The organism is Lentzea sp. NPDC020367 (genome assembly GCF_044387305.1).
GTDB lineage: Bacteria > Actinomycetota > Actinomycetes > Mycobacteriales > Pseudonocardiaceae > Lentzea.
Map to the genome: position 1 here is coordinate 99,202 of NZ_JBIRVV010000012.1, position 13,417 is coordinate 112,618.

The 13,417-nt window shown below is 67.2% G+C and carries 13 protein-coding genes; 11 read left to right on the plus strand and 2 right to left on the minus strand.

The genetic code is table 11. From position 1 onward, the window contains the following. The first annotated feature begins 6 nt into the window (after window positions 1-6). The 10 genes from ACH413_RS36480 (at window position 7) to ACH413_RS36525 (ending at window position 10,296) form a co-directional block, all read left to right on the plus strand. Window positions 7-1,488: a glycoside hydrolase family 13 protein gene (locus ACH413_RS36480; protein WP_360040049.1), complete on the plus strand. Its 1,482-nt coding sequence runs from the start codon at window positions 7-9 to the stop codon at window positions 1,486-1,488. Between the two features lie 435 nt (window positions 1,489-1,923). Beyond that, on the plus strand, window positions 1,924-2,685 hold the full coding sequence (locus tag ACH413_RS36485) for a DeoR/GlpR family DNA-binding transcription regulator (protein WP_030479266.1): 762 nt from the start codon (window positions 1,924-1,926) through the stop codon (window positions 2,683-2,685). A gap of 83 nt (window positions 2,686-2,768) precedes the next feature. Continuing rightward, window positions 2,769-4,115: a sugar ABC transporter substrate-binding protein gene (locus ACH413_RS36490; RefSeq protein WP_360040046.1), complete on the plus strand. Its 1,347-nt coding sequence runs from the start codon at window positions 2,769-2,771 to the stop codon at window positions 4,113-4,115. A gap of 1 nt (window position 4,116) precedes the next feature. Beyond that, complete coding sequence (locus tag ACH413_RS36495; RefSeq protein ID WP_360040043.1) at window positions 4,117-5,049, plus strand: sugar ABC transporter permease; 933 nt, start codon at window positions 4,117-4,119, stop codon at window positions 5,047-5,049. Then, window positions 5,046-5,846, plus strand: a complete 801-nt coding sequence (locus tag ACH413_RS36500; RefSeq protein ID WP_360040040.1) for a carbohydrate ABC transporter permease — start codon at window positions 5,046-5,048, stop codon at window positions 5,844-5,846. Before ACH413_RS36495 ends, ACH413_RS36500 begins: the two co-directional genes overlap by 4 nt. Beyond that, complete coding sequence (locus tag ACH413_RS36505) at window positions 5,843-6,832, plus strand: zinc-dependent alcohol dehydrogenase family protein (protein ID WP_360040037.1); 990 nt, start codon at window positions 5,843-5,845, stop codon at window positions 6,830-6,832. The genes ACH413_RS36500 and ACH413_RS36505 overlap by 4 nt, the downstream gene beginning before the upstream one ends. Window positions 6,833-6,906: 74 nt before the next feature. Next, window positions 6,907-7,179 carry a hypothetical protein gene (locus ACH413_RS36510; RefSeq protein WP_360040034.1) on the plus strand — a complete coding sequence of 91 codons (273 nt, stop codon included), beginning with the start codon at window positions 6,907-6,909 and terminating at the stop codon, window positions 7,177-7,179. Further along, window positions 7,158-9,032 carry an ATP-binding protein gene (locus tag ACH413_RS36515; RefSeq protein ID WP_360040031.1) on the plus strand — a complete coding sequence of 625 codons (1,875 nt, stop codon included), beginning with the start codon at window positions 7,158-7,160 and terminating at the stop codon, window positions 9,030-9,032. The genes ACH413_RS36510 and ACH413_RS36515 overlap by 22 nt, the downstream gene beginning before the upstream one ends. After that, window positions 9,029-9,673 carry a response regulator transcription factor gene (locus ACH413_RS36520; RefSeq protein WP_093599306.1) on the plus strand — a complete coding sequence of 215 codons (645 nt, stop codon included), beginning with the start codon at window positions 9,029-9,031 and terminating at the stop codon, window positions 9,671-9,673. The genes ACH413_RS36515 and ACH413_RS36520 overlap by 4 nt, the downstream gene beginning before the upstream one ends. A gap of 77 nt (window positions 9,674-9,750) precedes the next feature. Continuing rightward, window positions 9,751-10,296: a radical SAM protein gene (locus ACH413_RS36525; protein WP_360040028.1), complete on the plus strand. Its 546-nt coding sequence runs from the start codon at window positions 9,751-9,753 to the stop codon at window positions 10,294-10,296. A gap of 64 nt (window positions 10,297-10,360) precedes the next feature. Here the strand turns inward: ACH413_RS36525 and ACH413_RS36530 are convergent, their stop codons facing one another. Together ACH413_RS36530 and ACH413_RS36535 are read right to left on the minus strand one after the other, a co-directional pair. Continuing rightward, the gene (locus ACH413_RS36530; protein WP_360040025.1) at window positions 10,361-11,296 is read right to left on the minus strand and encodes an asparaginase; all 936 of its coding nucleotides are present in this window, start codon (window positions 11,294-11,296) and stop codon (window positions 10,361-10,363) included. A 32-nt stretch (window positions 11,297-11,328) separates the two neighbouring features. Next, window positions 11,329-12,006: a polysaccharide lyase family 7 protein gene (locus tag ACH413_RS36535; protein ID WP_360040022.1), complete on the minus strand. Its 678-nt coding sequence runs from the start codon at window positions 12,004-12,006 to the stop codon at window positions 11,329-11,331. A gap of 127 nt (window positions 12,007-12,133) precedes the next feature. Between ACH413_RS36535 and ACH413_RS36540 the strand changes: the two genes are divergently transcribed. Next, window positions 12,134-13,354 (plus strand): transposase, encoded by a 1,221-nt coding sequence (locus ACH413_RS36540; RefSeq protein WP_360040019.1) that lies wholly within the window; start codon window positions 12,134-12,136, stop codon window positions 13,352-13,354. Window positions 13,355-13,417: the final 63 nt, after the last annotated feature.

Consider the following 13,417-nt stretch of genomic DNA (forward strand, 5'->3'; position numbering starts at 1 on the left):
CACCAGATGAGTTGGTGGCGCAACGCATCCATCTACCAGGTCTACCTGCGCAGCTTCGCGGACGGCAACGGAGACGGCATCGGCGACCTGGCCGGCCTCCGCGCCAAGCTCCAGCACATCGCGAGCCTCGGCTTCGACGCGATCTGGCTGAACCCGTGGTACCCGAGCCCGCTGGCCGACGGCGGCTACGACGTGGCGGACTACCGCGACATCGAGCCGGTGTTCGGATCGCTCGCCGACGCCGAGAAGCTCATCGCGGACGCGCACGGCCTGGGCATCCGGATCATCATCGACCTCGTCCCGAACCACAGCAGCGACCAGCACCCGTGGTTCAAGGACGGCCTGTGGGACCGCTTCCACGTCCGTGACACCGAGGAGATCCCGAACGACTGGCAGTCGCGCTTCGGCGGCCCCGCCTGGAGCAAGCTCGAGGACGGCCGCTGGTACCTGCACCTCTACGCCGCCGAGCAGCCGGACTTCAACTGGGAGAACCCGGTCGTCCACGACGAGTTCGAGGACATCCTGCGGTTCTGGCTCGACCGGGGTGTCGACGGCTTCCGCATCGACGTGGCGGACGGCCTGGTCAAGGACTTCAGCAAGCCCGACGCGGATCTCCCCTACTCCGACCAGGACGGCGTGCACGAGATCTACCGCAGGTGGCGGCAGATCGTCGACGAGTACGACGGCGACCGCATCCTCGTCGGCGAGATGTGGCTGCCGGACCCGGTCCGGTTCGCCCGCTATCTCCGCCAGGACGAGATGCACAGCGCGTTCAACTTCGACTTCCTCTGCTGCCCGTGGAACGCCGACGAACTGCGCAAGGTCGTCGACAGCACGCTCGCCGCGCACGAACCCGTTGGCGCACCACCGACCTGGGTGCTCTCCAACCACGACGTCACGAGGCACGTGACCCGCTACGGCCGCGAGAAGACGGGGTTCTCCTTCGCGGACAGGCAGCACGGCGCCCCGACCGACTTCGAACTGGGCACCCGCCGCGCTCGTGCGGCGATCATGCTGACGGCCGCGCTGCCCGGTGGCGTGTACGTCTACCAGGGCGAGGAACTCGGTCTCTGGGAGGTCGAGGACCTGCCGGACGAGCTGCGCGAGGACCCGGTGTGGCACCGCTCCGGCTTCACCGACCGGGGCCGCGACGGCTGCCGCGTGCCGCTCCCCTGGTCCACTGAGGACGGCCCGAGCTGGTTGCCGCAGCCGGGGAACTGGCAGGACTTCTCGGTCGCGGTCCAGTCCGACGACCCTGAATCGATGCTCGCCCTGTACCGCCAGGTGTTCGCGCAGCGCCGCGGCATCGACGGCGACCTGGAGTGGCTCGACCTCGGCGAGAACGTGCTGGCGTTCAAGCGCGGCGACCACACGTGCGTCGTCAACCTGTCGGACGAGCCGATCGATCTGCCGAGCGTGCCAACGTTGTCAAGCGTCCCGCTGGAAGACGGCAGGCTCCCGAAGGACGCAGCGGCCTGGCTGAGCTAGTGGTGCGTCTCGGCACGTCGGCGAGGTAATCCACGCTCGGCAGGGCACCTCGCGGCGCCGCCCCCACGCCCCCGTACAACCAGTACGAGAACGTGGGGGCGACACCACGACGCACCCGTCTGACCGCGAATTCCCCCGGCAACGCTCCGAGCCACACCACTAGGAACGAACTGAGAACCATTGAGCGGTTGTGGTCGAACTGTGACCACAACCGCTCCTTCATTTTGCCCACATGGGGGCAATACGGGCACAGCGCTGGCCGGATTCGGGCGTGCCCGCTCTGCTCGACCTGCGTGAACAGACCGTTACACACTGCGAGCCGGGCATAAATCGGGCAGGATTCCACCTTGTTGTGGCACCCACCACAATGTTTCGAGGGTGTTTCATCTATGCACGGCCCGAACGGGCAACCCAAGAGCCGAGTGGGCAGGTGACATGCGAGCCGAAGAACGCAAGCGGCGCATCCTGGCCAGGGCCCGCGCCGACGGCCGCGTCGACGTGGTGGAGATGGCGCAGGAACTGCACGTCGCGCCCGAAACGGTCCGGCGTGACCTGCGCGTACTGGACGAACACGGCCTCGTGCGCCGCACGCACGGTGGTGGTGTCCCCGTCGAGAGCGCGGGCTTCGAGACAGGACTCCGGTTCCGCGCCGGGTCGCACGTCCCGGAGAAGCGCCGCATCGCGAAGGCCGCCGCCGAACGGCTCGACGACGCCGAGACCGTCTTCATCGACGAGGGCTACACGCCACAACTCGTCGCGGAGGCGTTGCCCACGACCAACCCCCTCACGATCATCACCGCGTCGCTGCCGACCGCGGCGGCGATGTCCGAGCACCCGTCGTGCACCGTCCTGCTGCTGGGCGGTCGCGTCAGGGGCCACACACTGGCCACTGTGGACCACTGGACCACCAGGATGCTCGGCGAGATGGTCATCGACCTCGCCTACATCGGCGCGAACGGCATCTCCCGCGAGCACGGCCTGACCACCCCGGACCCGGCGGTCGGCGCGGTGAAGGCCAAGGCGCTCAGCGCTTCCCGGCGCAAGATCTTCGTCGGGACGCACACGAAGTTCGGCGTCTCCAGCTTCCACCGGTTCGCCGAGGTCTCCGATCTGGAGGCGGTCGTCACGGACAGCGGCCTGTCCGCCCACGAGGCCCACCGCTACACGTTGCTAGGCCCCAAGGTCATCCGCGCCTGATCGTTTCGGGCACTGAACGCCCTCCCCCCTTTGGGCGTATCCCCCTCTTTGACGCGCCCAAAAACCCTTGAAAGGAACCGACGATGCCGTCGATTCGCACACCACTTCGCACATTCGGGGCCGCCACCGCCGTGTTGCTGCTCGCGTCCGCCTGTTCGGGTGCCGGTGGCGGGGGTGGTGGTGAGAACTCGGTGAACGTCCTGATGGTGAACAACCCGCAGATGCAGGACCTGCAGAAGCTCACCGCGGACAACTTCACCAAGGACACGGGCATCAAGGTGAACTTCACCGTGCTGCCGGAGAACGACGTCCGCGACAAGATCAGCCAGGACTTCTCCAGCCAGGCCGGCCAGTACGACGTCGCGACGATCTCCAACTACGAGACGCCGATGTACGCCAAGAACGGCTGGCTCGCGCCGATGGACGACTTCGTGTCCAAGGACAGCGGGTTCGACCAGGCCGACATCCTGGAGCCGATCAGGCAGTCGCTGACCGCGGCCGACGGCAAGGTCTACGCGCAGCCGTTCTACGGCGAGTCGTCGTTCCTCATGTACCGCAAGGACATCTTCGAGGCCAAGGGCGTCTCGCTGCCCGACAAGCCGACCTGGCAGCAGGTCGCCGACGCCGCCGCGAAGGTCGCCACGCCCGAGGTCCGCGGCATCTGCCTGCGCGGCCAGCCGGGCTGGGGCCAGGTCATGGCGCCGCTCACGACCGTCGTGAACACCTTCGGCGGCACGTGGTTCACCAAGGACTGGCAGGCGCAGGTCAACGCGCCGGAGTTCAAGGAGGCCACCAAGTTCTACGTGGACCTCGTCCGCAACCACGGTGAGGCGGGCGCTCCGCAGGCCGGGTTCGCCGAGTGCCTCAACAACATGACGCAGGGCAAGGTCGCGATGTGGTACGACGCCACGGTCGCCGCCGGCCTGCTCGAAGCCGACGACTCCCCCATCAAGGGCAAGCTCGGCTTCACCCAGGCGCCGGTCGTGAAGACCGACACCTCAAGCTGGCTCTACACCTGGGCGTTCGGCATCCAGAAGGCGTCGAAGAAGCAGGACAACGCCTGGAAGTTCATCTCGTGGGCGTCCGGCAAGGGCTACGAGGAGCTCGTCGGCAAGAACCTCGGCTGGTCCAAGCTGCCTGACGGCAAGCGTTCCTCGACCTACCAGCGCGCCGAGTACAAGCAGTCGTCCGGATCGTTCGCCGCGGCCGCCGAGGCCGCGATCAAGGGCGCGAAGCCGAACGACCCCGGTCTGCAGCCGCGTCCGGCCCCCGGCATCCAGTTCGTGGGCATCCCCGAGTTCACCGACCTGGGAACCCAGGTGTCGCAGCAGATCAGCTCCGCCATCGCGGGTGCGACGTCCGTGGACGACGCGCTGAACAACGGTCAGGGGCTCGCCGAGAAGGTCGCAGCGAAGTACAAGGGGCAGTGACATGGCGGTCCTGACGCGAGAGGAGCGGTCGGTCGTCGACCGGCCGCCCCCCGTCCCCCGCAGGAACTACTCGAAGTGGACGAGGCGGGCACCTCTGCTGCCCGCGCTCATCTTCCTGATCATCGTGACGCAGCTGCCGTTCGTGGCGACGCTGGTCATCTCGTTCATGAAGTGGAACTCGCTCGACCCGAACAGCCGCGGGTTCGCGGGCTTCGACAACTACGTCAACGTCTTCACCGACCCCGATCTGCGGTCCTCGGTCGTCAACACGATCGTGCTCACCGCGTCGGTGGTGCTGATCAGCCTGATCCTCGGACTCGGGCTGGCGCTGTTGCTGGACAAGAAGTTCAAGGGCCGCGGGTTCGTGCGCACCATGCTCATCGCGCCGTTCCTGGTGGTCCCGGTGGCGGCGGCGCTGATCTGGAAGCACGTGCTCTACAACCCGGAGTACGGCCTGTTCAACGGAATCCTGAACTGGCTGGGCTTCGACGCCCAGCCGGACTGGATCTCCACCATGCCGATGAGCGCCGTCGTGCTGTCGCTGGTGTGGCAGTGGACGCCGTTCATGATGCTGATCCTGCTGGCGGGCCTGCAGTCCAAGCCGATCGAACCCGTCGAGGCGGCCACGATCGACGGCGCGTCGTCGTTCCAGATCTTCCGGTACCTGACGTTCCCGCACCTGCGCCAGTACCTGGAGCTCGGCGGGCTGCTCGGGTCGATCTACATCGTGCAGAACTTCGACGCGGTCTTCACGATCACGTCGGGCGGTCTGGGCACGGCGAACCTGCCGTACATGATCTACCAGACCTTCTACCAGGCCCACGAGTACGGCGAGGCCTCCGCGGCCGGCGTCATCGTGGTGGCGGGGTCGATCCTGATCGCGACGTTCGCGCTGCGCACGGTGTCGTCGCTGTTCAAGGAGGAGAAGCGATGAGCAGGATTTGGGGTGTGCTCGCCTGGTTCTCCGGAATCGTGTTCTTCGCACCGGTGGCCTGGATGTTCCTGACCTCGTTGCACAGCGAGTCGGACGCGGCGACGAACCCGCCGTCCATCGCGGCGCCGCTGACACTGGACGGCTACGCGGAGTTCTTCGACGCCGGCGCGTGGCCGCCGCTGATCAACTCGTTCAGCGCGTCGATCGGATCGACGATCATCGTGCTGCTGCTGGCGATCCCGGCCGCGTACGCGTTGTCGATCAAGCCGGTGGAGAAGTGGACGGACGTCCTGTTCTTCTTCCTGTCCACCAAGATGATGCCGGTCGTCGCGGCGCTGCTGCCGATCTACCTGATCGCGCAGTTCTCCGGGATGCTCGACAACATCTCGTTCCTCACGCTGCTGTACTGCTCGATGAACCTGCCGATCGCGGTGTGGCTCATGCGGTCGTTCCTCGCCGAGGTCCCCAAGGAGATCCTCGAGGCGGCCTCGATCGACGGCGCGGGGCTGATCACGACCCTGCGCCGGGTGGTGGCACCGATCGCGATGCCCGGCATCGCGGCGACGGCGTTGATCTGCTTCATCTTCAGCTGGAACGAGCTGCTCTTCGCACGGGTGCTCACCGGTGTCGTCGCCGGTACCGCTCCCGTGTACCTGACCGGGTTCGTCACGTCGCAGGGCCTCTTCCTGGCCAAGGTCTGCGCCGCGGCGGTCGTGGTCTCTCTGCCGGTGCTCATCGCCGGGTTCGCCGCCCAGGACAAGCTCGTCCAGGGCCTCTCGTTGGGAGCAGTCAAGTGAAAGCAGCAGTGATCACCGGCGTCGGGTCCGTCGAAGTGACCACTGTGGACGATCCCACCTGCGGTCCCCGCGAAGTGGTCGTCGACGTGGCGGCCTGCGGGTTGTGCGGCACGGACCTGCACATCCTGCAGGGCGAGTTCGCTCCCACCCTGCCGGTCGTGCCTGGCCACGAGTTCGCCGGCACGATCGTCGAGATCGGTTCGCAGGTGAACGAGCTGAAGGTCGGCGACCGCGTGGCCGTCGACCCGTCGCTCTACTGCCACGAGTGCCGGATGTGCCGTTCCGGCAAGAACAACCTGTGCGAACGCTGGGCGGCCATCGGCGTCACGACGTCCGGTGGCGCGGCGGAGTTCGCGAAGGCCCCGGTGGCGAACTGCGTGAAGCTGCCGGACCACGTGCGGACCGAGGACGCGGCGCTGATCGAGCCGCTGTCGTGCGCGGTGCGCGGCTACGACGTGCTGCGGTCACAGATGGCGTCACGGGTGCTGATCTACGGCTCGGGCACGATGGGCCTGATGATGCTGCAGCTCGGCAAGCTGACCGGCGCGTCGTCGATCGAGGTCGTGGACCTGAACGCGGAACGCCTCGAAACGGCCCGTCAGCTCGGCGTCACGGCGGTCGCGTCCTCAGCCGACGAGCTGGACCGGCCGCAGGGCTGGGACGTCGTCATCGACGCCACCGGCAACGAGAAGGCCATCCAGGACGGGATCGGGCGGGTCGCGAAGGGCGGCACGTTCCTCCAGTTCGGCGTCTCGGACTACTCGGCTCGCGTGACCATTGAGCCGTACAAGATCTACAACCAGGAGATCACCATCACCGGCTCGATGGCGGTGCTGCACTCGTTCGAACGGGCGGCAGACCTCTTCGCGACCGGAGTACTGGACCCCGAGATCTTCATCAGTGACAGGGTGCCGCTGGCCGACTACGCGGGGGCGTTGGACCAGTTCAAGGCAGGTAAGGGCCGCAAGATCCAGGTCCTGCCGTGAGCTGATCCGAGAAAGTTCTCAGAAGTTCGTGGGCACTCGTGTATCCAGACGAGTGCCCATGACTCCTTCCAGGCATGTCGAAATCCCGGCAGAACGTAGAAGTACCGCCGTACTTCTCGCACATGTCCGACGAAGAGCTCCTCGCCTGGTACGCGGAGCTTCAGGCGCGCGCGATGAACGCGCCGCCTGGGGACGTCGACTTCGATCACGCTCACCAGCCGGCCAAGCCGGTGACGGTCGAAGAGCTTCGCCAGCGGATCATGACGTTCCAGGGCTGGCCGGGTGGGCTCACCACCCTCGACGCCGGTTCTCCGTTCCACAACCTGTGGCACTGGCTCAGCGACTGACTCGGCGCGAGGTCACCCTCGCCCGAGTCGTTGGCGCGTTGGTGGCCGCCTGTGTGCTCTACGCCGTCGTGCACACAGCGGTCACCGGCGCGGTCTCGCATCCGCGGAACTGGCTGGTCGCGTTCGCCTGCACCCTGCTCGGGGTGCGGGTGATCGGCCACGTCCGCAGGTCGTCCGTCGGGTGGCTGCTGCTGGCCATGGGCGTGTTCGGCGGTGTCGCCGTCGCCGTCGCCGGTCAACCCGCGGACCATCCCGCCCGATGGGTCGAGGCGTGGGTCTGGTGGCCCACGTACGCGTTGCTGCCCGCTGTGGCACTGGTCTTCCCGAACGGCAGGCCGTTGAGCAACCGCTGGTGGATCGCCATCGGCGCGTCGCTGTTCAGCGCTGTCGCCGGCACGATCGGGATCGCCTGGGCGTCGTGGGGCGATCCCGCCTCGTTCTGGCAGAGCAGCGGCGGCGGGCTCGCGAAGACGATCACGCTGGTCGCCGTGCTCGCGGCCGGGGTCTCCGTGCTGGCGGCCGTGATGTCCTTGGCTCTGCGGTGGCGGAGGGCTGAAGGGGACGAACGCCGGCTGCTCGTCTGGGCGTTCGCGTTGCTGACGCTGGCCGGTGTGGCGACCGTCGTGGAGACGACCGACGGGCACATCGCGTGGATCGTTGGCGTGCTTGCGTTTCCGGCCGCCGCGGTCATCGCGATCGTGCGGTACGGCCTGTACGACATCAGCCTGCTGATCCACCGGTCGCTGCTCTACGGCACGTTGACCGTGGTGCTGCTGCTCGTCTACCTGGGCGTGATGGTCGGCGCGGGCGAGCTGTTCACCAACGACGCCGAGGTGATCGGTGTGGTCGCGGCGGGTCTTGCGTTCGCGCCGATCCGCAGCTGGGTGCAACGCAAGCTCGACCACTGGCTGTACGGCCAGCGCTCTGATCCTTACGCGACACTCTCCACGTTGAGCGAGAAGCTCGAACGCTCGCAGGACGTGCTGCCGACGGTCGCGCAGACCGTCGCGGAGTCGTTGAAGCTGCCGTACGTGGCGATTCGCGGCGGATCGGTGCTGGCCGAGCACGGACGCAGTCGCGGATGGCCGCAGCTGCGCTTTCCCATGACGTACCGGGGTTCTGCCGTCGGCGATCTCGTCGTGGAGCCGCGGGCGCCGGACGAACGGCTGAGCGACCAGGAACTGAGCCTGCTCGTCGACCTCGCCCGTTCCACCGCCCCGGCCGCGCAGTCGATCAAGCTGACCGCCGATCTCCAACTCGCCCGCGAACGGCTCGTGCGCGCCCGCGAGGAGGAACGGCTGCGGTTGCGGCGCGACCTGCACGACGGCGTCGGACCGGCACTGGTCGGGATCCGCTTGCAGCTCAAGGCGTTGCGCCGCTCGCTGGGCGACGTGCTGGACCCGGTGCTGGGCGACGTCGACTCGACCGCCGGCGAGGTGCGCAGCCTCGTGGACGGCCTGCGGCCACCGATCCTCGACCAGGGCCTGGCCCTGGCCGTGCGCGACGAGGCCGCGCGCTTCAACGGCGACCTGCGGGTTCAGGTGGAGGCAGAGGAGATCGACGGGCTGTCCGCGGCCGTGGAGGTCGCGGCCTACCGGATCGTCGCGGAGGCGTTGACCAACACCGCACGCCACTCGGGCGCGTCGACCTGCGTGATCACGGTGCGGGCCGACGGCGACCTGATCGTCGAGATCGTGGACGACGGGTGCGGCGTCGCGGCCGATTCCAAGCCGGGCGTGGGCCTCGACTCGATGCGGGAACGGTGCGCGGAGCTGGGTGGATCGTGCACAGTAGGACCCGCGGAACCACACGGCACTCGGGTGGTGGCGCGGATCCCGTTGGAGGCCCAGTGACCCGGGTTGTGATCGCAGACGACCACCCCGTGTTCCGGCGCGGCCTGAAAGCGTTGCTGGACGGCGAGGACGGCCTCGAAGTCGTCGGCGACGCCGCCGACGGCCAGGAGGCCGTGAAGGTCGTCCTGGATCTTGAACCGGACGTCGTCGTGATGGACCTGCACATGCCCGTGCTGGGTGGCGTCGAGGCCGCGAAGCAGATCCGTGAGGTGTTGCCGGACATCGGCGTCCTCGTGCTGACCATGCACGAGGACGACGAGCTCGTGTTCGCGGCGATGAAGGCCGGCGCACGTGGCTACCTGGTCAAGACGACCGACGACGACGAGATCGTGCGCGCGGTGCAGGCGATAGGAGCCGGCGAGGCGATCTTCAGCGCGACCATCGCCCAGCGCATGATGGGCTACTTCACCGCGATCTCCTCGTCCAAGGCGGTGCTGTTCCCGCAGCTCACCGACCGCGAACGGGACGTGCTGGAGCTGATGGCGTCCGGGCTCGACAACCCGTCGATCGCGCATCGGCTCTCGCTGTCGGGCAAGACCGTGCGCAACCGGGTGTCCGCGATCTTCACCAAACTCCAGGTGGCCGACCGGGCGCAGGCCATCGTCCGCGCTCGTGAGGCCGGGCTGGGAAGTCCCTCCTAAGTCGGGACACCGGTCACCTGACGGCGGGACTTCGCCCTCGTTTGGATCGGCGTATCCGCCGAAGGGGGCCCGATCGCATGGACATCACCTGGGACGTCGCACACGCGCGGCTCAGCCACGACCGAATGCTGCACATCGCACAGGCGCTCATCTCGATGCGCCCCGAGACCGTCACGCTGGGAGGCGGGGAACCGCTGGGAGTCCCCGGCCTGTTCGAGATCGTCGAACTGTTCCGCGCCGCCGGGATCGACGTGGTCCTGCGCACGTCCGGCAAGTCGCTGCACCCGTCGATGGTGCGGACGCTGCTGATGTCGTGCTCGCGCATCGAGGTGTGCGCGATGGCGTTCACGCACGCCATGCACGCGTTGCACCTGCTCGACATCGGTGCCGCCAAGCTCGACCAGCACGCCGTGTTCGGCCTCGACGCCACCGGCATCCGGCGCGGCTTCGACCGCCTGGAGGAGTTCTGCGCCACGACCGCGTTCGAGCTGCCGCGCCTGGCGTTCATCGCGTTCAGCGACACGATCGGCTCGGACCACGCGCAGTACCTGCAGTCGCTCGCGCCTCAGACCGTCCGGGTGACGGTCGAGACGGCGAACACCTCGGTGGTCAGGGCGAGTTGAATCAAGGCAAGGGTGGAGAACGCGAGTGCCGCACCGCTCGCGTTCTTCGTGTCCCGCACCAAGCTCAGAAGACGCCACCGCGGGCCGCGAACACGTCCTCGATCGGACTCTGCGAGCCGAGCGCGAGCCGCAGCAGCACGCGTGCCTTGCGCGGGCACAACCACCCGGCCATGACCACGCCGCGCCGGATCAGGTCCGACTCGGATCCGGTGAAGCCGTAGGTGTCGCGGAACGTCGTGCCCGCGCCCGTCCGAGTCGCGACCACCACCGGGAACTGAGCCCGCGAGATGGCTTCGGCCATGCCGGCCGACACGTGACCGACGCCCGCGGCCGCGACGACGGCGCCTTTGACGTTGAGCCAGTCCAGGACGGAACCGTCATCGTCCACAGTGGCCTCGATGAGCGGAACCGCTGGTGCTTCGAGAGGTCGTGGCAACGCCGGCAGCCGGTGGGCGGGGTGGAAGTACCGCGGCGCGCCTTCGACGACGAGTCCGAGCGGGCCGGGGAACGACGTGAAGGCGTTCATCAGACTGCTGTGCGTCTTGCGGACCCAGCGGGCGGCGTGGATCTCGTCGTTCAGCACGAGCAACGCTCCGCGCCCGCGCGAGTTCTGAGCGGCCGCAACGGAAACGGCCGCGGCGAGGTTGGCGGGGCCGTCCGCGCCGGGGAGTCCGGGGTGCCGCATCGCGCCGGTGACGACGACCGGTTCCTCGTGCGGCCACAGGCAGTCGAAGAGGTACGCGGTCTCTTCGAGGGTGTCGGTGCCCTGGATGATCACGACGCCTTGCGCGCCTTGGGAAACCTGCTTGTCGGCCCAGTCGAAGGCGTCCAGCAGCGTGGTGAACGTGAGCGAGGCGCCTGGGATCGTGGCGAGGGTGGCTATCTCGCCCACTTCCAGGCCCTGGACCAGGTCTTTGGCGCCCAGGGTCGGTGACACCGCACCGGAGCCCGTCATCGTGATCGTGCCGCCGAGCGATGCCACCGCCACCTGTGAGCTCATGGGCTCACTCTAGGGTCGCCTCGGGAGAAGGGTCACTGACGCCAGTAGGTGATGTTGCGGAAACGGGCCTCCGCGCGGCCGCTGCCGTGGTGGTAGACGCCGTTCTTGAAATAGCGCGTCGCCGGGCCCTCGTCCTGATGGGTCAGTTTCAGAGCACCGTTGTAGTAGGTCTTCACGGTGCCCCGGCCACCCGCGACCGCGGTGTGTTCCACGCGGATCTTGAACCATTTGTTGTAAATGCCGGTCGCGATGACCTGGTCGCTGTCCTTGCGCAGGGTGCCGCCGTTGATGTTGGCGACGTTGAGCATCACGTCGGTGGCGCGGGTGCCGTCCGGACGGCTGCCGCGCAGGATCTGCACGACCGTCGGGCCGCTGACGCCGGCCGGGATGTAGATCTCACCCTCCCAGGCGCGCGAACCGCTGGAGTACTCCTGGTTGAAGCGCATCTCGGTGCGCGGATCCGTCGGGCTGCCCTGGGTGTGCGGCTGGTCGTAGTCGTACACCCACATCGTGTGGACGCCGCCCTCGAGCTTGTAACGGCTGCTCAGCGCCAGGTTGTACGGCTTCTGGACGGTGTACGTGTACGGCGCCGAGACCCACTGCGCGGACGGCGGCTGAGCGAGGGCCTGAGCCGCCGGGGCAACGAGCAGGGGTGCGGTCAACGCGAGGGCGAGCACGGATCGTCGCGTGTGGAGTGCAGGGGTTTCCACGATGAATCCCTCCGACCTTCGATAAGTGGTCTGTACCACTGTGAGGTCAGAGGCCGGAGGGAATCAATACTTCGTTCAAATTCCGGAACAATGTTCAGATGGGCGAACTTTTCACATTCCTGAATCCGTGACCACTGATGAATGCGAGGTGGCGGAGTCGCTCGAACACACGTTCGGTACGGTTGTCGGCATGAAACTCGCGGTGCAGGTGAAGCTCCTGCCGACGCCACTCCAGGCGAAGGCACTTGCGGCAACCCTGCACGCCTGCAATGAGGCCGCGAACCACACATCGCGGCTCGCCTTCGAGCGCAACGTGAAGTCGCGCAACGAGTTGCAGAGACTTTGCTACCGCGAGATCAAAGATCAGTTCGGACTGTCAGCCCAGCCCGCGGTACGAGTCGTGAAGAAAGTTGTCGATGCTTACACCACCATGCACGCCGCCATCCGAGCGGGAAACCTCGGTAGCGCAGGATCCAAGCGCAGGCTCAAGGCAGAGTCGAAGCCGATCGTGTTCCGGGAAACGGCGGCACAGCCGTTCGACGATCGGTGCCTCTCGTGGCAATACGACGCGCACTCGGTGTCGATCTGGACCAAAGCCGGACGACTCAAGAACCTCAGGTTCGCGAGCTCCGCTGACCAGCACGCGATGCTGCGCGCTCACCGCCGGGGAGAGTCGGATCTGCTGTTCCGCGACGGCAAGTGGTTCCTGATCGCCACCTGCGACGTGGCCGAGCCACCCCCATTCGAACCCGGCGACTGGATCGGCGTCGATCGTGGCATCGTCAATCTGGCCACCACTTCGGATCTGGACAACTTCCAGGGCAACCGCCTCAGCCGGTACCGCCGTTGGCATGCCCGCAAACGCGCCGAACTTCAGGCCAAGCGGACGAAGTCAGCGAACCGTCGGCTGAAGGAGCGTGCGCGCAAAGAGGCGCGTCACGCCACGCACGTCAACCACCGCATCGCCAAGGACATTGTGGCTGTTGCCGAACGCACCGGTCGCGGTATCGCTTTGGAGGAACTCCACGGCATCCGCGACCGGGTCACGGTCGCCCGGCACCAGCGAGCCACACAATCCTCGTGGCCGTTCTACCAACTCGAACAGCACATCACTTACAAAGCCCGCCGGGCTGGCGTGCCGGTGTTGCTGGTGGACGCCCGCTACACCTCGCAGATGTGCCCCAGGTGCAAGCACACCTCTCGCTCGAATCGCCCTTCCAGAGACTGGTTCTCTTGTCGCCGGTGCGGCCTCGCTGGGCCCGCCGACGTCGTCGCAGCCGTGAACGTCCGTGATCGGGCGCGGCGTGCGTGGGTACTCGCCAACGTGCCCTTACCTGCAACTGCCTGAACAGTTGCAGGTAGATGCGGCCCGCACATCGCAGCCAGCGGTGGACGAGGAACGCGACTCGGC